Source organism: Pseudomonas sp. B1-22, from assembly GCF_050474425.1.
Lineage (GTDB): Bacteria > Pseudomonadota > Gammaproteobacteria > Pseudomonadales > Pseudomonadaceae > Pseudomonas.
Window position 1 is genome coordinate 1,022,688 of record NZ_JBCHVH010000001.1, and the last position, 25,017, is coordinate 1,047,704.

The 25,017-nt window shown below is 63.7% G+C and carries 19 protein-coding genes; 6 read left to right on the plus strand and 13 right to left on the minus strand.

Annotated elements, in window-relative coordinates; translation table 11 throughout:
• Positions 1–29: 29 nt before the first annotated feature.
• A complete protein-coding gene (locus tag ACQ5BL_RS04800; protein WP_430292832.1) occupies positions 30–1,046 on the plus strand; it encodes an AraC family transcriptional regulator in 1,017 nt (338 codons plus the stop codon).
• Between the two features lie 40 nt (positions 1,047–1,086).
• On the opposite strand, the gene ACQ5BL_RS04805 is transcribed toward ACQ5BL_RS04800, so the two are convergent.
• From ACQ5BL_RS04805 to ACQ5BL_RS04820, 4 genes are all read right to left on the minus strand, one after another.
• Positions 1,087–2,028 carry an MBL fold metallo-hydrolase gene (locus ACQ5BL_RS04805; protein WP_430292833.1) on the minus strand — a complete coding sequence of 314 codons (942 nt, stop codon included), beginning with the start codon at positions 2,026–2,028 and terminating at the stop codon, positions 1,087–1,089.
• 15 nt (positions 2,029–2,043) lie between these two features.
• Positions 2,044–2,874 (minus strand): phytanoyl-CoA dioxygenase family protein, encoded by an 831-nt coding sequence (locus ACQ5BL_RS04810; protein WP_430292834.1) that lies wholly within the window; start codon positions 2,872–2,874, stop codon positions 2,044–2,046.
• A gap of 396 nt (positions 2,875–3,270) precedes the next feature.
• A complete protein-coding gene (locus ACQ5BL_RS04815) occupies positions 3,271–4,476 on the minus strand; it encodes an MFS transporter (protein ID WP_430292835.1) in 1,206 nt (401 codons plus the stop codon).
• A gap of 383 nt (positions 4,477–4,859) precedes the next feature.
• A complete protein-coding gene (locus tag ACQ5BL_RS04820) occupies positions 4,860–6,440 on the minus strand; it encodes a GMC family oxidoreductase (protein WP_430292836.1) in 1,581 nt (526 codons plus the stop codon).
• Positions 6,441–6,742: 302 nt separating this feature from the next.
• Here ACQ5BL_RS04820 and ACQ5BL_RS04825 point away from each other — a divergent pair, with 302 nt between their 5' ends.
• Together ACQ5BL_RS04825 and ACQ5BL_RS04830 are read left to right on the plus strand one after the other, a co-directional pair.
• Positions 6,743–7,720, plus strand: a complete 978-nt coding sequence (locus tag ACQ5BL_RS04825) for an NAD(P)H-dependent flavin oxidoreductase (RefSeq protein WP_430292837.1) — start codon at positions 6,743–6,745, stop codon at positions 7,718–7,720.
• Entirely contained in the window at positions 7,717–8,589 is an 873-nt protein-coding gene (locus ACQ5BL_RS04830; RefSeq protein ID WP_430292838.1) for a crotonase/enoyl-CoA hydratase family protein, read from the plus strand. Before ACQ5BL_RS04825 ends, ACQ5BL_RS04830 begins: the two co-directional genes overlap by 4 nt.
• A 107-nt stretch (positions 8,590–8,696) precedes the next feature.
• On the opposite strand, the gene ACQ5BL_RS04835 is transcribed toward ACQ5BL_RS04830, so the two are convergent.
• On the minus strand, positions 8,697–9,710 hold the full coding sequence (locus tag ACQ5BL_RS04835; RefSeq protein ID WP_430292839.1) for an AraC family transcriptional regulator: 1,014 nt from the start codon (positions 9,708–9,710) through the stop codon (positions 8,697–8,699).
• A 169-nt stretch (positions 9,711–9,879) separates the two neighbouring features.
• Here ACQ5BL_RS04835 and ACQ5BL_RS04840 point away from each other — a divergent pair, with 169 nt between their 5' ends.
• On the plus strand, positions 9,880–11,064 hold the full coding sequence (locus ACQ5BL_RS04840; RefSeq protein ID WP_430292840.1) for an acetyl-CoA C-acyltransferase family protein: 1,185 nt from the start codon (positions 9,880–9,882) through the stop codon (positions 11,062–11,064).
• 70 nt (positions 11,065–11,134) lie between these two features.
• Positions 11,135–12,913, plus strand: coding sequence for an acyl-CoA dehydrogenase C-terminal domain-containing protein (locus ACQ5BL_RS04845; protein WP_430292841.1), 1,779 nt, complete (start codon positions 11,135–11,137; stop codon positions 12,911–12,913).
• A 55-nt stretch (positions 12,914–12,968) separates the two neighbouring features.
• On the opposite strand, the gene ACQ5BL_RS04850 is transcribed toward ACQ5BL_RS04845, so the two are convergent.
• The 7 genes from ACQ5BL_RS04850 to ACQ5BL_RS04880 form a co-directional block, all read right to left on the minus strand.
• On the minus strand, positions 12,969–14,156 hold the full coding sequence (locus ACQ5BL_RS04850; protein WP_430292842.1) for an acetyl-CoA C-acyltransferase: 1,188 nt from the start codon (positions 14,154–14,156) through the stop codon (positions 12,969–12,971).
• Positions 14,157–14,171: 15 nt separating this feature from the next.
• Positions 14,172–16,280, minus strand: coding sequence for a 3-hydroxyacyl-CoA dehydrogenase NAD-binding domain-containing protein (locus ACQ5BL_RS04855; protein WP_430292843.1), 2,109 nt, complete (start codon positions 16,278–16,280; stop codon positions 14,172–14,174).
• Between the two features lie 25 nt (positions 16,281–16,305).
• The gene (locus ACQ5BL_RS04860) at positions 16,306–18,096 is read right to left on the minus strand and encodes an acyl-CoA dehydrogenase (RefSeq protein ID WP_430292844.1); all 1,791 of its coding nucleotides are present in this window, start codon (positions 18,094–18,096) and stop codon (positions 16,306–16,308) included.
• Positions 18,093–18,533, minus strand: a complete 441-nt coding sequence (locus tag ACQ5BL_RS04865) for an acyl-CoA thioesterase (protein ID WP_430292845.1) — start codon at positions 18,531–18,533, stop codon at positions 18,093–18,095. Before ACQ5BL_RS04865 ends, ACQ5BL_RS04860 begins: the two co-directional genes overlap by 4 nt.
• 3 nt (positions 18,534–18,536) lie before the next feature.
• Positions 18,537–19,820: a histidinol dehydrogenase gene (gene hisD, locus ACQ5BL_RS04870; protein ID WP_430292846.1), complete on the minus strand. Its 1,284-nt coding sequence runs from the start codon at positions 19,818–19,820 to the stop codon at positions 18,537–18,539.
• A gap of 153 nt (positions 19,821–19,973) precedes the next feature.
• Positions 19,974–21,020, minus strand: coding sequence for a LacI family DNA-binding transcriptional regulator (locus ACQ5BL_RS04875; RefSeq protein WP_430292847.1), 1,047 nt, complete (start codon positions 21,018–21,020; stop codon positions 19,974–19,976).
• Positions 21,021–21,262: 242 nt separating this feature from the next.
• Positions 21,263–22,186 (minus strand): LysR family transcriptional regulator, encoded by a 924-nt coding sequence (locus ACQ5BL_RS04880; RefSeq protein ID WP_430292848.1) that lies wholly within the window; start codon positions 22,184–22,186, stop codon positions 21,263–21,265.
• Positions 22,187–22,352: 166 nt separating this feature from the next.
• On the opposite strand from ACQ5BL_RS04880, the gene ACQ5BL_RS04885 reads away from it, so the two are divergent.
• Entirely contained in the window at positions 22,353–23,582 is a 1,230-nt protein-coding gene (locus tag ACQ5BL_RS04885; protein WP_430292849.1) for an acyl-CoA dehydrogenase, read from the plus strand.
• Between the two features lie 86 nt (positions 23,583–23,668).
• Here the strand turns inward: ACQ5BL_RS04885 and ACQ5BL_RS04890 are convergent, their stop codons facing one another.
• Positions 23,669–24,922 (minus strand): arsenic transporter, encoded by a 1,254-nt coding sequence (locus tag ACQ5BL_RS04890; protein WP_430292850.1) that lies wholly within the window; start codon positions 24,920–24,922, stop codon positions 23,669–23,671.
• Between the last annotated feature and the right edge of the window lie 95 nt (positions 24,923–25,017).

A 25,017-nucleotide genomic window follows, 5' to 3' on the forward strand; every position in this document is an offset into this window, starting at 1 on the left:
GGCGAAGTTGATCTTTTCGGCAAGCCCTCATGACGACCCAACCTGTACTGGCTCTGCTCTACATGTTCAATGCGTTGCGCGCGCAGGGCCTGGATCCGGTGCCGTTGCTCGCCGATCACGGCTTGAACGAGGCGCAGTTGTCTCCTGCCGCGCGAATCGAGCGAGGCTTGGCCCTGCGCCTGATATGCGACTTGGCTCGTCTCTTGCCGAGGGAGGACCAGGGACTGGTCCTGGGACAGGCCTTCGGGTTCGCAGGCTATGGTCCGATCAGTTTTCTGTTGTTGACCAGTGAAACGGCCTATGAGGCCTTGCAGTCCGGCCTGCGTTATCAACGGCAGACCTTCCTGTTCAGCCCGCTGAGGTTCGTTCCGGGCGAACGCGAGAGCGCACTGTGCTTTGATCCACTGGAGCTGCCTGACCCGGCGCGACGTTTCCTGATCGACATCGAGATGGTCGGTACCTACAAGTTGATGCTTGACCTGTTGGCCGGCCTGAAGAAATCACCACTCGCGACATGGGTGGAGGTTCCTTACCCGACGCCTGCCGACATCGAACCCTATACATCTTTTTATGGCTGCCCGGTTCGTTTTGACAGCGACTGCGCGCGTATCTGGATACGCAATGAGCTGTTGCAGGAGCGCCTGCCCAGTGCTGACCCAACGGCGAATGGCTACTACCGCGGGCAGTGCGAGGAGTGGCTGCGGCGGCAGGCCGTAGAGCCGGAGTCCGTCAACCTGGCGGAGCAGATACGAAATCACCTGGCGCTGTTCCAGTCCGGGTTCCCTGCCGCCTCCCAGGTGGCACGGGCGTTTGGCATTGCCGAACGTACATTGCGGCATCGTCTGGCGGGGGGCGGCTGCAGTTTTCGCCAGTTGCTCGATGAGGCGCGATTCGCTCGCGCCCGCACCTTGCTCGGCGAGTCACAGCAGTCGGTCGAGCAGGTGGCCATGTCGCTGGGCTATGCCGAGGCGGCCGCCTTCATTCATGCCTTCCAGCGTTGGGCCGGGTGTTCGCCTGCAGCCTGGCGGCGATCATGGTCTGGCTGACGACAATCGTCCAGCATTGGCTGATCGGGCAAGCGCCGGCTCAGCAGCGGTGGTAGATTGCATCCCCGTCGACGCAGACCTGTCCTTGCGCCATAAGCTCGCCCAGGTGCTGCGAAATCGTGCGCGCCTCGGCATCCTCTACCCAGGCCGCATTGAAGCCCGGCGGGTACAACAATCGGCGTTCGACCAGTTGGGGCAATGACTGCGGCTTCTCGTCCAGCCATGCCAGGAGCCGGCGCTCGCGTTCGTCTATCTTGGCCGTGAAGATGGCCAGGTCGTGGAGGAACCGCTCGCGGTCGGTGTAGACGCCGCGATGGTGCGAAGTGACCCAGATCCGTGCCGGTATGGTTGCCAGGCGCGCCAGGCTGATACGGAAGTCATGCAGGCTGGAACAGGCGTCTCCGTAATAGGGACCGAATCCGGTCAGGTCGATATCGCCAATGAACAACACACCTTCCGGCTCGACCAGCAGGACCGTATGGCCAGCGGTATGGCCGGGCATGTGGATGGCGTGGATGCTGGATTGGCCGACATCCCACGACGCGCCGTCGGAGTAACCCTGCGCATCGGGGCGGGGTGCGTAATGGAACTCGCGCTGGAACTTGTGCAGGGTCTCCAGGGCGCGCGCGCCATCGCTTATGCCAAAGGTTGCGAGCATTCCTTCCCAGCTGCGGGCAGCCTGAAGATCGGCTTCATGCACGTAAACCCGCGCATCGGGCAGTCGATGCAGCCCGGCCATGTGGTCTTCATGCACGTGCCCCATCACGACCAGCTCCGTTGCGTCGAACAGCGGGCCGATGTGATTCGAGACAACTGGAGTATCGAAAGCCGCGAGGGTGTCCGAACCGCGGATCAGCACCTGGTTGCCATCCGGGTATTTGCCATTCTTCTCGCCGAAGAAGACCGATACGTGCCCGAAGTCGCATCGCTCGATACGGACTTCCGGGCTGGATTGGCTATGGGTCGACACCTTGTTGGACATCCTCGCGGCTTCCCCTCAGATCAGTTGCTTGAATACGGGGGAGCGGAATGGCTCGCCTGGGTTCAGTTTCGCCATTTCGTCGACGAACAGGCCGCCATTGCGTGCGAAATACGGATGCGTATCGGGCAGGGCACGGAACGTGGCATCGTCGCCGAAGAAGCGCAGGACCAGAGTATGACGGGTCGGACATTGAGCGTCGACGCCGGCGCCGCCATGCAGGGAGCGGGGGTGGATCAGGACCACATCCCCTGGCTCCACGTCCCAGGAGAGGATGTCGTAGGCGTCGGGGTTGGCCGCAAGCTCCGCGTCGATGTTTGGCAGGCGGGGCAGTACGTCGCCTTCGAAAAGCGGTTCGGTCGGGTCATTGGGGTTGGCGAAGGTGGTGCCGTTGTACTGGATGCCGTGGTGCGAGCTGCGCACAATCTCCAGGGCGTTCTTCTTGGGAATCGACTGGAAGCTGATCCAGGCGTTACCCCAATGCGCGCCGGCCCACGGTAGATATGCAGTGTCCTGGTGCCAGCAGCTGCGGGCGCCTTTCCCACCGGATTTGAGGAACACCTCTTCGGCGAAGTACCAGACATTCTGCGATCCCCACAGCTCAGCAAACAGCTGGGCAAAGGGCAGGGTGGTCACCAGTTCATCCAGGCGGGGCTTGGCGAGGGGATTGGCGTTATCGACATGCGAACGATGCTCGGTGCCGTCGAACATCGAGGAGGCATTCGGGCCTGGATTCTGGATAGCCCAGTCGAAAGCCTCTCGACATCTGGCCAGTTGCTCCGGATTCAGGCAACCCTTGATGATAATGGCGCCGTCTCGGTGGAATGCGTCACGCAGTGATTGGTCCATTGCGATATCTCCAGTTCTTATTGGCGTTGTAGTGGCCGAGGAGGTCGGCTTTTTTAGATATCAATCGTTACGTTAATTAGGTACTACAGACTGGCTGTCGTCAAGAAACATGATTTGACTTGTGAATGGGGTGTGATCGGAAAAGGGCTAGATCGTCGGCAGCGCCGGCCGGCTGCATGAGTGGGGCTTGTGGCCACGCAGCGGGGGAGATGGGCCAACCTGCAGATCAGTACCGGGACCGTGCGGGTAGGTCGCAACCAATGCCAACGTTATCGGCCATGTGGGCAGGACTTCGGTGGTTGACCGGGCAGGGCGCTGGTCACATTGGCTGTACCACCGGTAGTCATCTTGAGGAAGAGATGACTACCGGCGGTTCAGGTCAGGATGCGCTTCCGGCTAGGCCTTGACTAATACGCGCCTGGGCAAACGGACCGACAACAGTGTGGCGATGGCGGCCATGATGATCGCAGTTAGCAAGGCTGGGGCGGGGTCACTGTGGACTGCAAGCGAAGCAATGAAGGGTCCCATCGCCTGGCCGAACAGTTGCGCCATAGGGATGACCGTTGCAACCCGTCCGGTCCGGTCTACGTCAATGGCCAGCGTCGACTGGAAGGGCACGATGAAGATGCAGGTTATCTGGTAGGCGCATAGCAGGACTGCGAAGCGGTAGAGATCACCAGCATGCGTTGCGAACATGGCTGTTCCGATGATCATCATCCCCAGTGACGCAACGAAGACGGTGATTCCGGGGCGAAAGCGTTGCACGGTGATCATGGAAAGACTCGCGCCCACTACGCCGACCAGCAGGGTGGCGGATACCAGAGAACGAATGCCCTGGGCGTCATAGCCCACGGATTCTCCCAGCGGCTCGAGATATGCCCAGAAGGCGCTGATAGCAGCTACCTGAAGAAATGCTATGGCCAACGGCTTGAAATGCTGCGGTCGCCAAATAAAACCATGGCTTCCATTGCCAGGTAAGGACTCCAGCGCTTGGGGTATAAGCAGCGAGAGCAGCATTGAGAGGCCGCAGAGAGCTGCCAGGGCCACGAAGACGCTTTGCGAGCCGTAAACGGGAATGGTGAATACTGACAGGGCGGCTGCCGCGGCGGCTTGCGAAAGCAGTTGCAGGAAAACGGAGACTGCGAAGTAAGGGGTTGGATTGCTTGCTCGGACTACTACTGCCGTCGCGATCCAGACCAATATGCCTTCGGAGAGACCCGTTGCGCCGCGCAGGGCGATGATCGAGAGCTCTGTAGGAGCTGTCAGGCACAACAGATTGGTCAGTAAGCCTGCCAGGCTGGCCAGAATGCTGGCCGTGCGCACCCTGTTCAGCCTGACGTACAGGCTGGCGATAAAGATTCCGACGACCAATGCCAACAGCTCGGTCATGACAAAGAGCCCGACCTTGTCCAGGCTCAGTCGGCCTTCACTGAGCAGTGCGCCGATGAATACCGGGTAGATACCGCCTATGAGTACGCTGGCGCAGGCGATTGCCAGCGCCGAAAGGACGTTCGTCCTGGTGGGAACCAAATCATTTGCCGACACTATCGTGACCTCGGTGGATGAAAGGCAGGACTGATGGCCGTGTTGCTGCAGAGCCATTCATTTTGTTGTTGTTCTGATAACCCGCCTCATACCTGAGGCCGGACGACCGTCGGTCGCCTGAGATCCATGCGCTTGAAATCGCGCTTGGCTGTCCGTCTCACATGGCCTACATCCCCCATTATTCGGAGATGAACACATTGTGATAACGACAGTTATATGATTTTAGGCTAGGGGCCTTTTCTGCAGCCGACAAGTGGCGAATCAGCCTTATCAATGAGCTGTGTCGAAGGCAATCAGATGCAGTGATTGTTCAGCGATGAACGGCCGGCAAGACGTCGGACGAGGAGGGGAAGGCGGGGTGGCGTCGCTGATGCCGCCAGGCTGGAGGAGCGGAGATACAGGACCACCAGCCTGCATGTTAGGCAGACTGGTGGTGCACTTCAGGCGGAGATCAGCCACTCCGCGCCGCGCTCAGCAATCATGATCGCGGCGGCATTGGTGTTGCCACCCACCAGGGTCGGCATGATCGAGGCATCGATCACCCGCAGACCCTCGATACCGCGTACTCGCAGACGATCATCGACGACTGCCATGTCGTCCTGGCCCATCTTGCAGGTGCCAACCGGGTGGTAGATGGTATCGGTACGCCGGCGCAGCAGGGCTATCAGCTCTTCGTCGGTGTGCAGGTGCTCGCTATAAAGGTCCTTCAGGCCAAAGCGCATCATCGGGACCTGATCGATGATCTCACGGGCCATCCTGTAGCCCTTCAGCAAGGTTTGCACATCGTCGTCATGGCTCAGGAGGTTCGGGTCGATGCGTGGGGCGGCATGGGGCTCGGATGAAGAGAGTCCGACGCTGCCGATGCTCTTGGGCCTGAGGACGCACACGTGACAGCTGAACCCATGGCCCCAATGGAACTTGCGGTTATGGTCATCCACCGTGCCGATGACCGAATGCAGCTGTATGTCAGGGCGTGCCAGCTCCGGTGCGGTCCTGAGGAAACCGCCGGCCTCCGCGCAATTGCTGGAGAGCGGGCCGCGTTTATGTCGGGTGTAGTCGAGCAGCGCCTTGCCCATTTTCAGGCTGCCGCGCAGCGAGACACCGAGCAGTGAGGTGTCAGTGCTCTTGTAGCAGAGAACTACATCCGGATGATCCCGGAGATTCTGCCCGACACCGGGAAGTTCGTGCCGCACGGCAATACCCTGGGGCTTCAGTTCCGACTCCGGGCCAATGCCGGAGAGCATCAGCAGATGGGGACTGCCGAAGGTGCCCGCTGCCACCAGCACTTCCTTGCGAGCCTTGAGTTCCAGTCGTTTGCCATTGGCCAGTACCTGGACGCCGACCGCCTGTTTGCCCTGGATAAGTATGCGCTCGGCGTGGGCGTTGGTCAGGACAGTCAGGTTGCTGCGCTGGCTGATCGGTTTGAGGAAGGCGGTGGCGGTGCTCCAGCGGCGGCCATCACGAATGGTCACATCGTAATAGCCAATGCCTTCCTGTTCGGCGCCGTTGAAGTCCGGATTGTAACGATGGCCGGCCAGCCGGGCCGACTTGACGAAAGCCTCTGTGGCGGCGTGGCGGTGTGCCGGACCGACGAAGAGTTCGCCGTCCCCGCCATGGAAGTCGTCACCGCCCAGATGGTGCATTTCGCTCTTGCGGAAATAGGGCAGGACGTCGGCGAAGGACCAACCGTCATTGCCCAGGGATTGCCAGTCATCGTAGTCGCTGTGGTGGCCGCGGATGTAGATCATGCCGTTGATCGAGCTGCTGCCGCCCAGCACCTTGCCTCGCGGCTGGTAGCCGATACGCCCGCTAAGGCCGGCCTGCGGAGTGGTCTTGAACGCCCAGTTGACGTGCCGCGTCGGAAGAATGGCAGCGACGCCTACCGGCGTATGGATCAGCGGAGAAGTGTCCTCGGGGCCGGCTTCGAGCAGGCACACCTGGACATCGGGATTGGCAGTCAGGCGGTTGGCCAGGACGCAGCCGGCCGAGCCGGCGCCGACAATGACATAGTCGAATTGCATCTGTGCGATCTCGATTGTTCTTGTTTGGGAGTGGGGCCGTGAATTCTTGGCAGGCAAAGCGACAGAATTCTTGGCATTCCACGACTAGTTCTTGATTTGTCACGTCAGCTTGAAAACCCTCTGCAACCCAGATCTGACGGGCTCTTCGCTTACCGATGGGCGTGTTGCAAGAGGGGTATTTCTCAATTTAGGATAACAGTCGTTCGGTTATTTGCGTTGTGATTGTAGGCAATGCTGCTCGACCGGGTGTGCATCTGCGCTGTTAGCGCTTTTGTGTGACATGACTGTTTGAGGAAATCCTGATGCGTACAAGAATCACTGAGTTGACAGGCACCCGGTACCCGATCGTCCAAGGGGGCATGCAGTGGGTAGGGCGGGCAGAGCTGGCGAGTGCGGTATCCAACGCTGGCGGCCTGGGCATCCTGACTGCATTGACTCAGCCAACGCCTGACGCACTGGCCTCCGAGATTGCCCGCTGCCGTACGATGACCGACCGCCCGTTCGGGGTGAACCTCACCATCCTGCCGACCACCGTGCCGCCACCCTACGCGGACTACGCGACCGCCATCATCGAGAGCGGTGTGAAGGTGGTGGAAACTGCCGGTCGTAGTCCGGCCGAGCTGGTTGAGCGATTCAAGTCCGCCGGCGTCAAGATCATCCACAAGTGCACCTCTGTACGGCATGCGCTGTCGGCGGAGCGGGCAGGTGTGGACGCGGTCAGCATCGACGGCTTCGAGGCAGCCGGCCATCCCGGCGAGGACGATGTGCCTGGCCTGATCCTGATTCCGGCTGCAGCCGCTGCGCTGCGCATCCCCATCCTCGCTTCCGGCGGCATTGCCAATGGCGCCGGAATGGCTGCTGCCCTGATGCTGGGCGCCGAGGGCATCAACATGGGAACCCGCTTCATGCTGACCCGCGAGGCGCCCATTCACGAGGCGATCAAGTCGGCTATCGCGGCGGGTAGCGAGCTCGACACCAAGCTTATTTTCCGTGCTTTCCGCAACACCGGCCGGGTGTTCAAAAATGCCATTTCCGAAGAGGTCGTGGAGATCGAGCGCAATCCAGGCGCGCAATTCGAGGACATCAGGCACCTGGTTGCAGGGGCGCGTGGGCGCGCCGCGCTGGAAAGTGGGGAAGTGGACAGCGGGATCCTCTGGGCCGGGCAGGCTATCGGCCTGATCAACGACGTGCCGACCTGTGCCGAGCTGATCGAGCGGATCGTTGCGGACTGTCGCCAGGCTATCGCCCGTGGCGCCAACCTCGTTGGAGATGAACAGTGAGCTACGAGACGATCCGCTACGAGGTCGGCGACGATGGCATTCTGCTGCTGACCCTGTGCCGGCCGGAAAAGCTCAACGCCTTCACCGTCACCATGTGCGATGAGCTGGTGGATGCGTACCAGCGCGCCAGCCGTGACGACGCGGTACGAGCGATCGTGGTGACGGGCGAGGGTAAGGCCTTCTGCGCGGGCATGGATCTGTCGGTGGAGGGCAACGTCTTCGGCCTGGACGAAAGCCTCTCGCCTACGCTCGAGGATGTTCGCCAGCATCCCGATAAACTGGAGATCCTGCGAGGGGTTCGGGATACCGGCGGGCGAGTTGTACTGGCCATGTACGAATGCCTCAAACCCATTGTTGGTGCGATCAACGGTGCCGCCATTGGTGTGGGTTCCACCATGCTGCTGCCCATGGACTTTCGCTTCGCTTCGGCCAATGCCCGCTTTGGCTTCGTTTTCGGCAAGCTCGGGGTTACCCCGGAAGGCTGCTCGACGTGGTTCCTGCCCCGCATCGTGGGAATGGAGCAGGCGATGGAATGGATGTACCGGGCCGAAATCTTCAGCGCGGATGAAGCCCTGGAAAAAGGGCTGGTTCGCGCGCTTCTGCCGGCTGAATCCCTGGTGGACGAGGCGCGGGTCTTTGCTGCCGGGCTGGTCCGTGATCGCTCGCCAGTCTCGATTGCGCTGATCCGCCAGATGCTTTTGAAGCATCCGGCCCAGGCACATCCATGGGCAGCTCACGAAGTGGAATCCCTGGCGATGTTCTACACCAGCCAGGCCGATGGGAAGGAGGGTGTCCGCGCGTTCCTGGAGAAGCGGACGCCACGCTTCTCCGGCAAGGCCTCCAGTCTTCCGGGCTTCTATCCCTGGTAAGAGCCCAGGTCTGGTACAGGGGACAGGAAAAAGGGACTGGCGAGATTTTCGAGCCAGTCCCTTTTTCGTATTGCTGCGAATGGCGGCTTGCAGCGCTTGCTCGCCAATCAGACGTCGCTGTGCCACTTTGCCCGGTACTGCCCCGGGCTCTCTCCGGTCCACTGGCGAAACGCACGGTGGAAAGCACTGGCCTCCTGGAAACCCGCACGTTCGGCAATCTCCGCGATGCTCAAGCCTGGAGTGCGCAGGCACTCGAACGCGATGTTGCGGCGCACTTCATCCTTCAGCTGTTGAAAGGAAAATCCTTCCCGCTGCAGCTGGCGACGAAAGCTGGCGATGCTCATGCCGCGCTCGCCGGCCATCTCGGCCAGGGTCGGCCATTGCTGGTAGCAGCAATGCTTCAGTTGCCGATAGATCTCGTTGCCCAGCCCCTCTCGATTGCTGAACCGAATGATCAGCCAATGTGGCGAGGTGCGCAGGAACTCCCTCAGCGTCGTCTGGTTCTGAACGATGGGCAGGCTGAGGAAGCTGGAGGCGAACTCGATCTCGGTGGGGAGTGTCCCGTACGTCAGGTTGGGCCCCCAGAACAGATGATCATCACCATGGGCGGGGCGAGGATGCCCGAACTGGGCGCGCTCGATGGGAACACGTCGGCCGGCCAGCCAACACACTAGACCCAGTACTACGGTGAGGAAGGTTTCCTCCGCGACGCTGCGGATCGAGGGGTCGCTTTGTTGGCTGTTCAAGGTGATGACGGCGTGATCGCCGCGCACACACAAGGTGCCGCGAATATCCCTGAGGAACAGGCCCAGGCCGCTCAAGCACCTGCGAATTGCCTGGCCGATGTCAACCGCCTGTATCAGCCCCCGACTGAGCATGGCGAAGCTTCCGTTGGGCATCCCGTGGGAATCGAGACCGAGGAACTCATCGTCCAGCTCGTCCGCGATGGCCCGCCAGAGCCGGGCGAAGGTGGCAGCGTCGAGGCGGGCATCGGTGTCACGCAAGGCGTCGAGATCGACTCCGGCCCTGGTCAGTACGGCCTGCACTCTTTCCGGATCATTACCCAGGCCGTGCAGTGCCGCCTCGACGAAGTACCGTGAAACCGAATCCTTCTCTCGCATCGCTCGCTCTGGGGCTCCTGACCCGGGTTGCAAAAAGTGTCATCCGATCGGGACATTTTCGGCATAGGCGCCCATCGCCCGTCTCCCTAGACTCCGTTTCGCCCGAGCGCGCGTGACGCGCAGGCACCCCTGTATGACCCGTCGACATCCGACCGAAACGGAGCCACCCATGTCCAAGCCCGAAGTCTATATCGTCAGCGCAGTCCGAACCGCGATCGGTTCGTTCGGTGGCTCGCTCAAGGATATCCCACCGTGCCAGCTGGCCACTACCGTCGTAGGCGCTGCCCTGCAGAGGAGTGGATATGCGGCGGATCGGATCGGTCACGTGGTGCTGGGAAACGTCATTCCGACCGAGCCGCGCGACGCCTACGTGTCCCGTGTCGCGGCGTTGAACGCCGGCATCCCGCAGGAAGCACCGGCCTTCAACGTCAACCGGCTGTGCGGCTCGGGCCTGCAGGCGATCATTTCCGCCGCGCAGAGCCTTCTGCTGGGGGATACCGACGTCGCCATCGGTGGTGGCGTGGAGTCGATGAGCCGCGGCCCGTATATGCTGCCGGGCGCGCGCTGGGGCGGTCGCATGGGGGACATGCAGGCCGTCGACTACATGCTCGGAGCGCTGCACGATCCGTTGCATCGCATCCATATGGGCGTCACCGCCGAGAACATCGCAGAGCATCTGGGCATCACCCGGGAAGCTCAGGACGTATTGGCGCTGGAAAGCCAGAAACGTGCGGCGCGCGCCATCGCCGATGGCCACTTCCACGGCCAGATCGTGCCGGTGGAAGTGAAGTCGAGAAAGGGCGTTCAGCTCTTCGAAGTGGATGAGCATGTGCGGGCGGATACCTCGTTCGAGCAACTGGCCGCGATGAAGGCAGTCTTCAAGGAGGGCGGCAGCGTCACCGCCGGCAATGCCTCCGGTCTCAACGATGGCGCTGCAGCACTGGTCATGGCGACGGAAGCGGCGATCAAGGCCGACGGCCTGTCGCCGCTGGCACGGCTGGTGAGCTACGCGCAGGCAGGCGTCGATCCCAAGATGATGGGGCTCGGTCCGATTCCGGCCACTCTGCTGGCCCTGCAGCGCGCAGGCTTGCAGGTATCCGATCTGGATGTCATCGAGTCGAACGAGGCTTTCGCCGCCCAGGCCTGCGCCGTCACCCGCGAGCTGGGTCTTGACCCGGCCCGGGTCAACCCCAACGGCTCTGGCATCTCCCTGGGCCATCCGATTGGCGCCACGGGGGCGGTCATCGTCACCAAGGCGATTCATGAGCTGCATCGCATCAAGGGGCGCTACGCGCTGGCGACCATGTGCATTGGCGGCGGGCAGGGCATCGCGGCGATCTTCGAACGCGTGTGATGTCTGGTGATACCCAATCCAATGGATAACACAGGAGCGTTCTTACGCCCCTCAATACGAGTGAATGACCATGTCTGAATACAAAGCGCCTTTGCGCGAGATGCGATTCCTGCTCAACGAAGTCTTCGAGGTTGCCAAGCTCTGGGCCGAACTGCCGGCGCTGGCCGAGACCGTCGATGCCGAGACCGCTTCGGCGATCCTCGAAGAGGCCGGCAAGATCACCGGCGGCGTGATCGCCCCGCTGAACCGCAGCGGCGACGAGGAAGGCTGCAGCTGGAGCGCCGAAGGCGTGAAGACCCCGGCCGGCTTCCCCGAGGCCTACCGCACCTACGCCGAAGGCGGCTGGGTGGGCGTGGGCGGCGCGCCGGAATTCGGCGGCATGGGCATGCCGAAAGTAATCGGCGCCCAGGTCGAGGAGATGGTCAACTCCGCCAACCTGTCCTTCGGCCTGTACCCGATGCTGACCGCCGGCGCCTGCCTGTCGCTGCTCAACCACGCCAGCGAAGAACTCAAGGCCAAGTTCCTGCCGAACATGTACGCCGGCACCTGGGCGGGCTCCATGTGCCTGACCGAACCGCACGCCGGCACCGACCTGGGCATGATCCGCACCAAGGCCGAACCGCAGGCCGACGGCAGCTTCAAGATTACCGGCACCAAGATCTTCATCACCGGCGGCGAGCACGACCTCACCGAGAACATCATCCACCTGGTGCTGGCCAAGCTGCCCGACGCGCCGGCCGGCTCCAAGGGCATCTCGCTGTTCCTGGTGCCCAAGGTGATGGTCAACGCCGACGGTTCCCTGGCCGAGCGCAACGCCGTGTCCTGTGGCTCCATCGAGCACAAGATGGGCATCAAGGGTTCCGCTACCTGCGTGATGAACTTCGACGGCGCCACCGGCTGGATCGTCGACGCGCCGAACAAGGGCCTGGCCGCGATGTTCACCATGATGAACTACGAGCGCCTGGGCGTGGGCATCCAGGGCCTGGCCACTGGCGAGCGTTCCTACCAGAGCGCCGTGGAATACGCCCGCGAGCGCATCCAGAGCCGCGCGCCGACCGGCCCGGTGGCGCAGGACAAGGCCGCCGACCCGATCATCGTGCACCCGGACGTGCGCCGTATGCTGCTGACCATGAAGGCGCTGAACGAAGGCGGCCGTGCCTTCTCCAGCTACGTCGCCATGCAGCTGGACACCGCCAAGTACAGCGAAGAGCCCACCACCCGCAAGCGCGCCGAGGAACTGGTCGCCCTGCTGACTCCGGTGGCCAAGGCCTTCCTCACCGACATGGGGCTGGAAACCACTATTCACGGCCAGCAGATCTTCGGCGGCCACGGCTTCATCCGCGAGTGGGGCCAGGAGCAGCTGGTGCGCGACTGCCGCATCACCCAGATCTACGAAGGCACCAACGGCATCCAGGCGCTGGACCTGATGGGCCGCAAGATCGTCGGCAGCGGCGGCGCCTACGCCAAGCTGTTCACCGACGAGATCCGCGCCTTCACCGCTTCGGCGTCGGCTGAGCTTTCCGAGTTCACCGGCCCGCTGAACGCCGCCGTGCAGAACCTGGACGAGCTGACCGCCTGGGTCCTGGACCGCGCCAAGGGCAACCCGAATGAAATCGGCGCCGCGTCGGTCGAGTACCTGCACGCCTTCGGCTACACCGCCTATGCGTACATGTGGGCCCTGATGGCTCGCGCTGCGCTGGGTAAGGAGGGCCAGGACGAGTTCTACGCCAGCAAGCTGGGTACCGCGCGCTTCTACTTCGCCCGCCTGCTGCCGCGCATCCACTCCCTGAGCGCCTCGGTGAAGGCCGGCAGCGAGTCGCTGTACCTGCTGGACGCCGCGCAGTTCTGATAACGCTCCATGCATCCTGCCCCGATTCCGGGGCAGGATGTTTCTGCGTCTTCGTTCAGTTGAATACTTCGAACAGCCCGGCGGCACCCATGCCGCCGCCCACGCACATGGTCACCACCACGTAGCGAACGCCGCGACGACGCCCCTCCAGCAGGGCGTGGCCGACCATACGGGCGCCGCTCATGCCGTAGGGATGGCCGATGGCGATGGCACCGCCGTTGACGTTCAGGCGGGCGTTATCGATGCCCAGCTTGTCGCGGCAGTAGAGGACCTGGCAGGCGAAGGCTTCGTTGAGTTCCCACAGGCCGATGTCGTCGACACTCAGACCGTGCTGCTTGAGCAGCTTGGGCACGGCGAGCACCGGGCCGATGCCCATTTCCTCGGGTGCGAGACCCGCCACGGCGATGCCGCGATAGGCGCCCAGCGGCTCCAGATTGCGCTGCTCGGCCAGCCGACCGTCCATCAGCACGCAGGCGCTGGCGCCGTCGGACAGCTGGCTGGCATTGCCGGCGGTGATGCAGCCGCCCTCGATCACTGGCTTGAGGGCGCCGAGGTCCTCAAGGCGGGTCTGCGGCCGATTGCCTTCATCGCGGTCCAGGGTGAGCGGCTGGTAGCTGACCTTGCCGCTGGCCTTGTCGGTGACCGCGTGGCTGACGTTCACCGGGACGATCTCCCCGGCGAACAGGCCGGCCTGCTGGGCCGCCGCGGTGCGCTGCTGGGATTGCAGGGAATAGGCGTCCTGCTCCTCGCGGCTGATGCCGTAGCGCCGGGCGACCAGTTCGGCGGTCTGCAGCATGGGCATGTAGGCGTGTTCGGCATGGCGCAGCACCAGCCGGTCCTGCTCGCTCATGGCCCATTCCACGTGGCGGTTCTGCACGCGGCTGATCTGCTCCTGGCCGGCGCCAATGGTCACCTGCATGCCGTCGACCATGATCTGCTTGGCGGCGGTGGCGATGGCCATCAGCCCGGAGGCGCATTGGCGGTCCAGGGTCTGGCCGCTGACCGACAACGGCAGCCCGGAGGCGAGGGCGCTCATGCGCCCGAGGTTCCAACCGGCGGTGCCGGCGGGCATACCCGTGCCCATCACCAGGTCTTCGATTTCCGCCGCTTCGATGCCGGCGCGCTCGACGGCGGCACGGATGGCGAAGGACGCCATGGTGGGGGAGGTGGTGTTGTTGAAGGCGCCGCGGAAGGCTTTGCCGATTGGCGTGCGCGCGGTAGAAAGGATGACGGCTTCTTTCATGTTCTGTTCCTGCAGTCAGATGCGTTCGATATGGGTACGGCCGGACGCCACCAGGCGTTCGAGCAGCGGCGCCGGCTGGAACCACAGGGCGCCATAGGCTCCCAGGCTGTCGCGGTAATGGCGGATGCGCTCCAGTACATTGGAAAGGCCGAGGGTTTCGGCATAGTGCATCGGGCCGCCGCGCCAGGCGGGGAAGCCGTAGCCGTTGATCCAGACGAGGTCGATGTCGCCGCTGCGCAGGGCGATGCCTTCGTCTAGCAGCTGGATGCCTTCGTTGATCAGCATGAACAGGCAGCGGTCGTGGATTTCCGCATCGCTGATCGGTCGCCGGGCGATGCCCAGCTCCTGGGCGCTGCGTTCGGCGAGTGCGACGACTTCCGGATCGTCGCGGCGTTCGCGGCCTTCGTAGAGGTAGTAACCGCGGCTGGTTTTCTGCCCGTAACGCCCCAGCGCGTAGAGTTCATCGGCCAGCCTGCAGTAGCTCGGGTCATGGGCGATGGTGTCGCGCCGCGATTCGCGGATCAGGTAGCTCACGTCGATACCGGCGAGGTCGTGCATGGCGATCACCCCCATCGCCAGGCCCAGCTCGGTGAGCACTCCGTCGATCTGCGCGGGGCTGGCGCCCTCGAGCAGCAGGCGATGGGCCTCACGCGAGTAGGGCTCGAGCATGCGGTTGCCGATGAAGCCGAAGCACACCCCCGAGACCACGGGAATCTTGCCGATGCGGCGAGCAACCTTCAGGGTGGTGGCCAGCACCTCAGGCGCCGTTTTCTCCGCACGCACCACTTCCAGCAGGCGCATCACGTTGGCAGGGCTGAAGAAGTGCAGGCCGAGGACGTCCTGTGGACGCCGAGTCACGGCGGCGATGGCGTCGACATCCAGGGTGGAGGTATTGCTGGCGAGGATCGCGCCCGGCTTGCACACCTCGTCCAGGGTGCGGAACACCTGCTGCTTGATCGGCAGGCTTTCGAACACCGCCTCGATCACCAGGTCGGCCTCGGCCAGGTCGGCATAGTCCAGCGTGCCTTGCAGCAGGGCCATGCGCTGTTCGAGCTGCTCCGGTGTCAGCTTGCCGCGTTGTACGCTGATGGCGTAGTTCTTGCGAATCTGTGCAAGGCCACGCTCCAGCGCTTCGGCCTTGAGCTCCAGCAGGGTGACCGGAATACCCGCGTTGGCAAAGTTCATGGCGATGCCGCCGCCCATGGTGCCGGCGCCAATCACCGCGACCCGCTCAACGGGGCGCAGCGGAAGCTTGGCATCGATGCCCGGAACCTTGCCGCACTCGCGCTCGGCAAAGAACACATGGCGCAGCGCAGCGGATTCCGCCGAGGCTTCGGCGGTCTTGAACAGTTCGCCCTCGCGGCGCAGCCCTTCCTCCAGCGGCAGGATGCAGGCGGCTTCCAGTGCCGCCAGTGCGCGCTGGGGGGCCATCTGGGCTTTCCAGCGCTTCTGCTGGGCCTGGCGATAGTCGGCGAAGTAGCCAGCGGGAATCGAAGCGCCCGGTTGCGCCCAGCGCGACGCCGGCCGAGCCGGTGCACCCTGGTCCAGCAGCTCGCGCGCATAGCTGTGCGCGGCGTCGAGCAGTGGACTACCGTCGACGATGCGATCCAGCAGTCCGAGCTCCAGAGCGCGGCTGGCGCTCACGGGCTCCCCGCCAAGGATCATGTCGACCGAAGCCCCGATGCCGACCAGCCGTGGCAGGCGTTGGGTGCCGCCGGCGCCTGGCAGCAGGCCCAGTTTGATTTCCGGCAGGCCCAGCCGGGCGCCGGTCTCGGCGATGCGGTAGCCGCAGGCCAGCGCCAGCTCCAGGCCGCCGCCCAGGGCCAGACGGCCGATGGCAGCGATCAGCGGCTTGTCCAGCTGCGTCAGGCGCACCAGCAGGCTGGGCAGGTCGGGCCTGGCGAAGGAGGCAGGTGTACCGAATTCGGCGATATCAGCGCCTGCGCTGAAGGGCAGGTCGACGCCGTGCAGGATGATGGCGCGCACAGAGGTTTCGGCGGCGGCGCGCTCGCACGCATCCAGCAGCTGTTCGCGCAGCGGTTGGCCCAGTGCGTTGACGGGTGCGCGGGCGAGGCCGATGAAGGCGATGTCGCCGTCCTTGCGATAGTGGATCAGTTCAGTCATTGCGGTTCTCCAGATCGGCGCCGGGTCAGTACCAGGCGTCCTGCATGTCAAGGGCCAGGCTGTCGCCAGCCATCAGCAACCGGGCCAGGCCTTCCACCGGCGCGAGCTCCCAGGCCATGAAGTAGCGGGCGGCATGTACCTTGCCCTGGTAGAAGGACGCTTCGTCGCCGTCGGCGCCCTTCTCCAGTGCGGCGCTGGCTACCAGCGCCTGGCGCAGCCAGATCCAACCGACCGCGACGCGGCCGAAGAGGTCTAGATAGCGGGTGGCGTTGGCCAGGCCGCGCGTCGCGTCCTCCGCGACCTGTGCCTGCAGGCGCTCGGTGACCCGCTCCAGTTGCTCCAGGGCCCGTTCCAGCTGTTGCGCCAGCGGTGCGCAGTCGGCGGCGGCGTGGCCAAGACATTGGCGGATCGCCTCGCGCAGCAGGCGATAGCCGTCGCCGCCGCGCGGACCGAGCTTGCGGCCCAGCAGGTCGATGGCCTGGATGCCTTCGGTGCCCTCATGGATTGGGTTGAGGCGGTTGTCGCGGTACAACTGCTCCAGCGGGTATTCGCGGGTGTAGCCGGCGCCGCCGAGGATCTGGATGCCGAGGTCCGAGGCCAGCACGCCGTAGCGCGACGGGTAGGACTTGACCACCGGCGTCAGCAGGTCGAGCAGTTCGGCGGCGTCACGCCGTTGCTGCTGGTTATCGCCGGTATGAGCATCTTCCACCAGGCTGCTGGCATACAGGCACAGGGCCAGGCTGCCTTCGGCATGGGCCTTCTGCTGCAACAGCATGTGCCGTACGTCGGCGTGTTCGACGATGCGCACCTGCGGTGAAGACGGGGCCTTGCTGCCGGGCAGGCGTCCCTGCGGACGCTCCCGCGCATAGTCGAGCGCGTGGACGAAACTCTGGTAGCCCAGCGAGGCGGCGCCCAGGCCGATGCCGATACGGGCCTCGTTCATCATCTGGAACATGCAGGCCAGGCCCTGACCGGGCTCGCCCACCAGGTAGCCGAGCGCGCCGTCCCGTTCACCGAAGCTGAGCACGGTGGAGGTGGTATTGCGATTGCCCATCTTGTGCAGCAGGCCGGCCAACGCCACGTCATTGCGTTCGCCGCAGCTGCCGTCGGCTTGCACCAGGCGCTTGGGCACCAGGAACAGCGAGATGCCGCGGGTGCCCGCCGGCGCGCCCTCGATGCGGGCCAGGACCATGTGGACGATGTTCTCGGTGAGTTCGTGGTCGCCACCGGAAATGAACATCTTCTGGCCGAATACCCGGTAGGTACCATCGCCCGCCGGCCGTGCGCTGGTGCGCAGGTCGCCCAGGGCCGAGCCTTGGCCCGGTTCGGTGAGGGCCATGGTGCCGCTGAAGCGGCCGCTGAGCATGGCCGGCAGGAAGCGCGCCTTCAGCTCGTCGCTGGCGAAGCTCTTGATCAGGTTGGCGGCGCCAATACTGAGGAAGGAGTAAGCCACCGTGGAGATGTTTGCCGCGTTGAAGTACGCCATGCAGCTGCGCAGCAGCACTTCGGGCAACTGCAGGCCGCCGTCGGCGTAGTCATGGTGGGCGGCAAGGAAGCCCGCATCGGCGAAGGCGTTCCAGGCCTGCTGGGTTTCCGGAATCAGATGCACGCGCTCGCCGTCGAACCGGGGCTCGTTCTCATCGCCCTTGTGATTGCAGGGGGCGAAGTGATCCATGGCGATCTGACGCGCGGTTTGCAGGGTGGCATCGAAGACCGCGCGGTCGTGTTCCGCGTAGCGCGGCCGCGAGAGCAGTGCCTGGGTGTTGAGCACTTCGTAGAGCTGGAAGCGCAGCTCGCGTTCATTGAGGAGGTTCATGGCGCTACCTCGATGGTTTCCAGGGCACGGCGCAGCGGCTCCGGCAGTGGCACCGGACGGCGGGTGACGCGGTCGACGTAGACGTGGACGAAATGGCCTTGGGCTGATGCTTCGGTGTTGTCGTTGGCGAACAGGCCGACCTCATAGCGCACGCTCGAGGTGCCCAGGCGCGTCACGCGCAGCCCGGCGCGCACGAGATCGGGGAAGGCGATGGAGGAGAAGTAGCTGCAGTGGGTTTCCACCACCAGGCCGACCGCCGGGCTCTGGTCGAAATCCAGCACTTTGCGCTCCATCAGCCAGCCATTGACCACGGTGTCGAACCAGCTGTAGTAGACGACGTTGTTGACGTGCGCGTAGACGTCGTTGTCCATCCAGCGCGTGGTGATGTCGCGGAAGTAGCGATAGGCGTCGCGGCTGTGCGGTACGGGTTTGCTCACGGCTCAGGCCTCCTGCTTCAGGCGGCGCACGCGGATGTCCGCCTGCTCCTTGTGACCGGACATGTGCTCGTAGCCGCACAGGCGCGAGCAGTACTCACCGACCATCACGCTCGCCGCGTCGGTCAGCACGCGCTGGTAGGTGTGGGTCTTGATGAACTTGCCGACCCACAGCCCGCCGGTGTAGCGGCCGGCGCCCATGGTCGGCAGGGTGTGGTTGGTGCCGATCACCTTGTCGCCGTAGCTGACGTTGGTACGGTGGCCGAGGAACAGGGCGCCGTAGCGGGTCATGCGGGCGTGGTACCAGTCCGGGTCGCGGGTCATCACCTGCACGTGCTCGGAGCACAGGCGTTCGGCAACTTCCAGCGCTTCCTCGTCGGTGTCGCACAGGTAGATTTCGCCGAAGTCTCGCCAGGCGACGCTAGCCACGGGCGCGGTGTCCAGGCGCGACAGCACCAGCTCGATGGCGGCGGGCAGTTCCTCGGCGATCTTCTTGCTGGTGGTGACGCAGTAGGCCGGCGAGGTGGGGCCGTGCTCGGCTTGGCCCAACAGGTCGACCGCCACGAGTTCCGCATCGACGGTGTCGTCGCAGATCACCAGGGTCTCGGTGGGGCCGGCGAACAGGTCGATGCCGACGCGGCCGAACAGCTGGCGCTTGGCTTCGGCCACATAGGCGTTGCCGGGGCCGACAAGCATGTCCACGGCCTCGATGCTCTGGGTGCCGATGGCCATTGCCGCCACCGCCTGGACGCCGCCGAGGCAGTAGATTTCATCGGCACCGGCCAGGTGCATGGCGGCGACGATTTCGGCGCAGGGCTTGCCCTCGAAGGGCGGCGCGGCGGCGATCACACGCTTGACGCCGGCCACCTTGGCGGTGAGCACGCTCATGTGCGCGCTGGCGATCAGCGGATACTTGCCGCCGGGGATGTAGCAGCCGACCGAGTTGACCGGAATGTTGCGATGGCCGAGCACCACGCCCGGAAGAGTCTCGACCTCGACGTCGTGCAGCGAGTCCTTCTGGATTTGCGCGAAGCGGCGGATCTGCGCCTGGGCGAAGCGGATGTCCTCGAGGGTCCGCGGCGACAGGCTGGCGACGCAGGCATCGATCTGCTCCTGGGACAGGCGGAAGGTCTCCGGCGCCCATTGGTCGAACTTCTTGGAGTATTCGCGCACGGCGTCGTCGCCGCGTTGTTCGACATCGGCGAGGATGCCTTCGACGGTTGCGCGTACCTGTGCCTGGTTGCTGGCTTTGACTTGGGCCGACTGGCCTTTCTTCAGCTGCTGGATCATGGAGGCTTCCTGGGTTGGCCGCACGGGGCGGCGGTGCAGTGGAACAACGAGAACAGCGGGTACAGTGGGGCACCGCCGAGCATCAGCACTGAGTGTGCTGTCGCTCACGGTCGCTTCCTGTCGTTGTGATTTATCCGCGGCGGTCGTGCGTCGTCAGGCGGATGATCGCGGCACGAGCCATCCCGACACTTCGCGCAAGGCTTCGTCGAGGCTGCCGTTCGGAGGACCTTCGTCCAGCAGGCGGATGGCGCAATCGACCATCTCCGCCACTGGCTGATGTACCGTGGTCAGGTCGTTCTCCGGGCGGGCGGCATCGTCGATGTCGTCGAAGCCGACTACGGCGACGTCCTCGGGAACACGCAGGGAGGTATTCAGGCGCAGGTAGCTCAGCACGCCGAGGGCCATCAGGTCGTTGGCACAGAACACAGCGTCCACAGCAGGCTGGCCAGCGGCAAACAGATGAGCCGCCGCCTCGCGCCCGCCGTCGAACGTATAGCCGCCCGGAGCGCAAGCGACGAGGCGTAGGCCATGCAGGGCCAGGCCCTCCTCGAAGCCGCGCAGCCGGTCACTGGTGGTGGAGATGCCCGGGTCGCCGGAAACGAAGGCGCAGGCGCGCCGATTCCGGGTCATCAGATATTCGGCCACCGCCATGCCCATGCGCTGGTTGTCGCAGCACACCGACCAGACGTTCGCAGCCTCGACACGCCGGTTCACGAACACCACCGGCACGCCCTGGTGACCACAGAGTGTCGACATGTGCGAAGAAAGTCTGGCCGCGGTCACCACGATGCCATCGACCTGGTACTGCAGCAGTTGTGGGGTCAACGCGTCGGCGTCACCGCCCGGCGGGACCACGAACAGCAGCAACTGGCGGCCGGTTTGCCGCAGTTTCAGGGACAGGGCCTCCAGTAGCGCAGGGTAGAAGGGATTGCTCATGCCACCCATGACCAGCGCGATGATGCCGGTCTTGCGGCGGTTCAGCGAACGCGCGAGCGCGTTGGGCGTATAGCCCACCTCCTGGGCCAGGCCGAGGATTCGCTCGCGAAGCGCATCGGAGATGCGAGAGTCCTTGTCGAAGGCGCGGGTAATGGTGGAGGTGGCCACCCCGAGGCGTTCGGCGAGATGCTTGGCCGTCGTGCGTCCGGCCGGGAGGGGCGGGCGTTGGGCGGGGCAATCCGGTGAAGTCGTGGTACGCGTCATGTAGCAGTTCCGGCGGTAGTGCAAACGTGTGCACTGATGTTCGGCACCCTATCACCGTGGGTGGGAGTTGGCTGTGTTCATCATCTACGTGATGAGTCAGGTATTGATGGCGGTGAATGGTCGCCGAACAGGTTCGGGCCAGGAATGGTGCCAGCCTGCTGGGAAAGCTGCAGCGGAATATCTATCCGGCGCGAGGTGCGCAGCTATTGATGAGCAAGCTCGTACTTACGAGGAACAGACCGTCAGGCTCTTTCAGCTGACTCGCGCGCCACTATCTGTTGGCACAACTCGATGATTTGTTCGCGCATCCAGCGGTTGGCCGGGTCCTCGTCGGTGCTTTCGTGCCAGTACAGGTGGGTTTCCAGCTTGGGCACGTCGCTTATCGGCAGGTCGACGAAGTGCAGTCCGTGGTGGCGGGCGAAGCGCTCGGGCACGGTCACCATCATGTCGGTCTGCTGCACCATGGTGTAAGCCATCAGGTAGTGCTGCGAGCGCAGGGCGATCTTGCGTTGCCGGCCGACCTTGCCCAGCGAGAGGTCGACGTACCCCAGGCCGCTGCGGCGGCTGGAAATCTGGATATGCGACACCGACAGGTATTCCTCCAGCGTCAGCTTGTCCTTGGCCAGTGGGTGGCCCTGGCGCATGGCGCAGACGTAACGGCCCTCCAGCAGCTTGACGTGGCGTACCTGCGGATCGGTGTTCAGCGGCGCGTCCACGGCAAAGTCCAGGCGACCGGCGGCCAATTCCTTGGTGGTTTCGCGGCGCTTGGAGAGGAAACTCTCAACGCACACGTTTGGCGCCTGACGGCGTAGGCGCTGGAACAGCGGCGGCAGGATGATGGCCTCGGTGAGGTCGGCCATGCTGATGCGGTAGGTCTTGTTCGCCTGGGAGGGGGTAAAGGTGTGGCTTTCCTGCACTGAGACGCGCAGCAGCTGCAGTGCGTTGCGCACCTGCCCGATGATGTTCTGTGCCATCGGCGTGGGCACCATGCCCTGCGCAGTACGCATGAACAGCGGGTCGTTGAATGTTTCGCGCAGGCGGGCGAGGGCGTTGGAGACGGCGGGTTGGGTGATGCCGACGATCTGCCCGGCGCGCGTCAGGTTGGCTTCGGTGTAGATCGCATCGAAGACAATGAACAGGTTCAGATCGACCTTATTGAGGTTCATCCCAGGGCTCCGCTTGTAGTTGTTCTGGGGTCGATCATACCCGAACCTATGCTCAGGTCCATATCTGTTATGAATGGTTATCGATTTAGATAATAGGCTGTGTAAATTATGACGGCTGTTATAGTATTTTATCGACAAACAGCCCGCCGCCAGAAGGTAGCCACCCATGGATTTCGCTTATTCCGCCAAGGTTCAGGACCTGCGTGAGCGCGTCACCGCGTTCATGGAAGCCTACGTCTATCCCGCCGAGAAGGTGTTCGATGAGCAAGTGGCCCAGGGTGATCGCTGGCAGCCCACGCCCATCATGGAAGAGCTCAAGGCCAAGGCGAAGGCCGAAGGCCTGTGGAACCTGTTCCTGCCCGAGTCCGAACTGGGCGCCGGCCTGACCAATATGGAATACGCCCCGCTGGCCGAGATCATGGGCCGCTCGCTGATCGGCTCCGAGCCGTTCAACTGCTCCGCGCCGGACACCGGCAACATGGAAGTGCTGGTGCGTTACGGCAGCGAAGAGCACAAGCGCACCTGGCTGGAACCGCTGCTGCGCGGCGAGATCCGCTCCGCCTTCGCCATGACCGAACCGGGGGTGGCCTCGTCCGATGCCACCAACATGCAGGCCAACGCGGTACGCGACGGCGACGAGTGGGTCATCAACGGTCGCAAGTGGTGGACCTCCGGTGCCTGCGATCCGCGCTGCAAGATCATGATCTTCATGGGCCTGACCAACCCGGACGCGCCGCGCCACCAGCAGCACTCGATGATCCTGGTGCCCACCGACGCCCCCGGCGTGAAGATCCTCCGCCCGCTGCCGGTATTCGGCTACGACGACGCCCCGCACGGCCACGCCGAAGTGTTTTTCGAGAACGTCCGCGTGCCCTACGAGAACGTGCTGCTGGGTGAAGGCCGCGGCTTCGAGATCGCCCAGGGCCGCCTCGGCCCGGGCCGCATCCATCACTGCATGCGCTCCATCGGCATGGCCGAACGCGCGCTGGAACTGATGTGCAAACGCTCCGTCAGCCGCACCGCCTTCGGCCAGCCGCTGGCGCGCCTGGGCGGCAACGTCGACCACATCGCCAACTCGCGCATCGAGATCAACCAGGCCCGCCTGCTGACCCTCAATGCCGCGTACATGATGGACACCGCCGGCAACAAGATCGCCCAGAGCGAGATCGCCCAGATCAAGGTGGTGGCGCCCAACGTCGCCCTGCAGGTGATCGACCGTGCCATCCAAATGCACGGCGGCGCCGGCGTCTCCAACGACACGCCGCTGGCGAGCTTCTATGCGATGCAGCGCACCCTGCGCCTGGCCGACGGTCCGGACGAGGTGCACCGCGCAGCCATCGGCAAGTTCGAGATTGGCAAGTACGTGCCCAAGGAAATGCTGCGCAGCGGTCACTGATCGCAGTCCGCAACAAAAAAGGCCCGCAGATGCGGGCCTTTTTCATATTCACCATGCTGACTTCTGCGCTGTCGGCGAGTTGCTCTTCATACCGTCAACATTAATAGCGATCCAGCCAGCGCGGGCGGCATCACCAACGCTCCGAGGCTTAGGAAGCGCAGAGCGCTCACATGCTCGCCCTCTCGGCGAATCGCCACGAGCCATAGCAAGGTCGCCAATGATCCGGTGATGGAGAGATTCGGTCCCAGATCAACACCGATGAGCAAGGCCGCAGTCGTTTGTCCGGGTAACTCGACGACCTTGCCCAAGGATCCCGCAATCAGGCCCGCCGGGAGGTTGTTCATCAGATTGCTGGCGATGGCGGTAATCATGCCCGCTGCCAAGCTTGCGCCAGTTGTCGAGTGGCGCGCTACCGAAGCCAAAGCGTGCGCCATCGTTTCGATCAGACCTGTTTGCGCAACAGCCTCCACCAATACGAACAATCCCGCGACCAATGGGATGACACTCCAGGCTACGTGCCGCAGCACAGGCAGCGGGCTGCGTCGTTGTCGCAGATGAATCAGCCCTGTAGTGGCTGCCCCGGCACAGAACGTGGGCAGACCCAGTTGCAGGTTGAGCGCGGAGGCTACCAGCAACACGGCGCCTGTCATCACGATACCGAACGCGCACAGGCGAGCGCCTGGGGACAGGTGTTGCATTTCAAGCGTGACCGACAGGGGTTGTTGGAGCTGTTTACGTTGCGCCAGGCGTAATACCCAATACGTCAGCCCAATCGCCGCCAGCGAGGGCAGGGTGAAGTGACTGAGCCACTCCGACAACGGCGGCATCTGGCTACCAAATACCACCAGGTTCGCCGGGTTCGAGATGGGCAGCGCGAAGCTGGCGGCATTGGCGATGAAAGCGCAAATGAACAGGTAGGGCAGGGGCTCAGCCTTGGCGGCCTTGCAGGCCGCATATACGGCCGGAGTCAGTACGACCGCGGTGGCGTCGTTCGACAAGAAAATTGTGACCAGGATGCCGACCAGGAATACTAGGTCGAACAGGCGCTGCCCGGAGCCTTTGGCATGGCGGACTGCATACCTTGCCAGCCAGTCGAAGAGTCCCTCCTGCCTGGCCTGTTCCGCCAGCACCATCATGCCAATCAGGAACAGATAAACATCACTGCCTTCGACGATAGCTTTGAGTGCGATGTGCACCGGTATCAGTCCGAACACCGTAAGGATTAATGCAGCTCCCACGGCCCACACATATTCGGGCACACGCCACGGGCGCCAGATAACGCACCCGGTAGCGATGGCAGACACAGTCCAGACGAGCAAGTTGGCATTGAATACAGGCATGCGGTGACTCAGTTACCAGTCATGGGAGGGAGAACAGACGGTGGGGGCAGCGTCTAACTCAGTTCAGATGCTGCGCGTTTCCGGCGTATAGGGCT

Excerpts from the sequence above, each read along its gene's own strand:
- ACQ5BL_RS04800 (WP_430292832.1), top strand. The coding sequence starts at position 30 with ATGACGACCCAACCTGTACTGGCTCTGCTCTACATGTTCAATGCGTTG.
- ACQ5BL_RS04805 (WP_430292833.1), bottom strand. The coding sequence starts at position 2,028 with ATGTCCAACAAGGTGTCGACCCATAGCCAATCCAGCCCGGAAGTCCGT.
- ACQ5BL_RS04810 (WP_430292834.1), bottom strand. The coding sequence starts at position 2,874 with ATGGACCAATCACTGCGTGACGCATTCCACCGAGACGGCGCCATTATC.
- ACQ5BL_RS04815 (WP_430292835.1), bottom strand. The coding sequence starts at position 4,476 with ATGGCTCTGCAGCAACACGGCCATCAGTCCTGCCTTTCATCCACCGAG.
- ACQ5BL_RS04820 (WP_430292836.1), bottom strand. The coding sequence starts at position 6,440 with ATGCAATTCGACTATGTCATTGTCGGCGCCGGCTCGGCCGGCTGCGTC.
- ACQ5BL_RS04825 (WP_430292837.1), top strand. The coding sequence starts at position 6,743 with ATGCGTACAAGAATCACTGAGTTGACAGGCACCCGGTACCCGATCGTC.
- ACQ5BL_RS04835 (WP_430292839.1), bottom strand. The coding sequence starts at position 9,710 with ATGCGAGAGAAGGATTCGGTTTCACGGTACTTCGTCGAGGCGGCACTG.
- ACQ5BL_RS04840 (WP_430292840.1), top strand. The coding sequence starts at position 9,880 with ATGTCCAAGCCCGAAGTCTATATCGTCAGCGCAGTCCGAACCGCGATC.
- ACQ5BL_RS04845 (WP_430292841.1), top strand. The coding sequence starts at position 11,135 with ATGTCTGAATACAAAGCGCCTTTGCGCGAGATGCGATTCCTGCTCAAC.
- ACQ5BL_RS04850 (WP_430292842.1), bottom strand. The coding sequence starts at position 14,156 with ATGAAAGAAGCCGTCATCCTTTCTACCGCGCGCACGCCAATCGGCAAA.
- ACQ5BL_RS04855 (WP_430292843.1), bottom strand. The coding sequence starts at position 16,280 with ATGACTGAACTGATCCACTATCGCAAGGACGGCGACATCGCCTTCATC.
- ACQ5BL_RS04860 (WP_430292844.1), bottom strand. The coding sequence starts at position 18,096 with ATGAACCTCCTCAATGAACGCGAGCTGCGCTTCCAGCTCTACGAAGTG.
- hisD (WP_430292846.1), bottom strand. The coding sequence starts at position 19,820 with ATGATCCAGCAGCTGAAGAAAGGCCAGTCGGCCCAAGTCAAAGCCAGC.
- ACQ5BL_RS04875 (WP_430292847.1), bottom strand. The coding sequence starts at position 21,020 with ATGACGCGTACCACGACTTCACCGGATTGCCCCGCCCAACGCCCGCCC.
- ACQ5BL_RS04880 (WP_430292848.1), bottom strand. The coding sequence starts at position 22,186 with ATGAACCTCAATAAGGTCGATCTGAACCTGTTCATTGTCTTCGATGCG.
- ACQ5BL_RS04885 (WP_430292849.1), top strand. The coding sequence starts at position 22,353 with ATGGATTTCGCTTATTCCGCCAAGGTTCAGGACCTGCGTGAGCGCGTC.
- ACQ5BL_RS04890 (WP_430292850.1), bottom strand. The coding sequence starts at position 24,922 with ATGCCTGTATTCAATGCCAACTTGCTCGTCTGGACTGTGTCTGCCATC.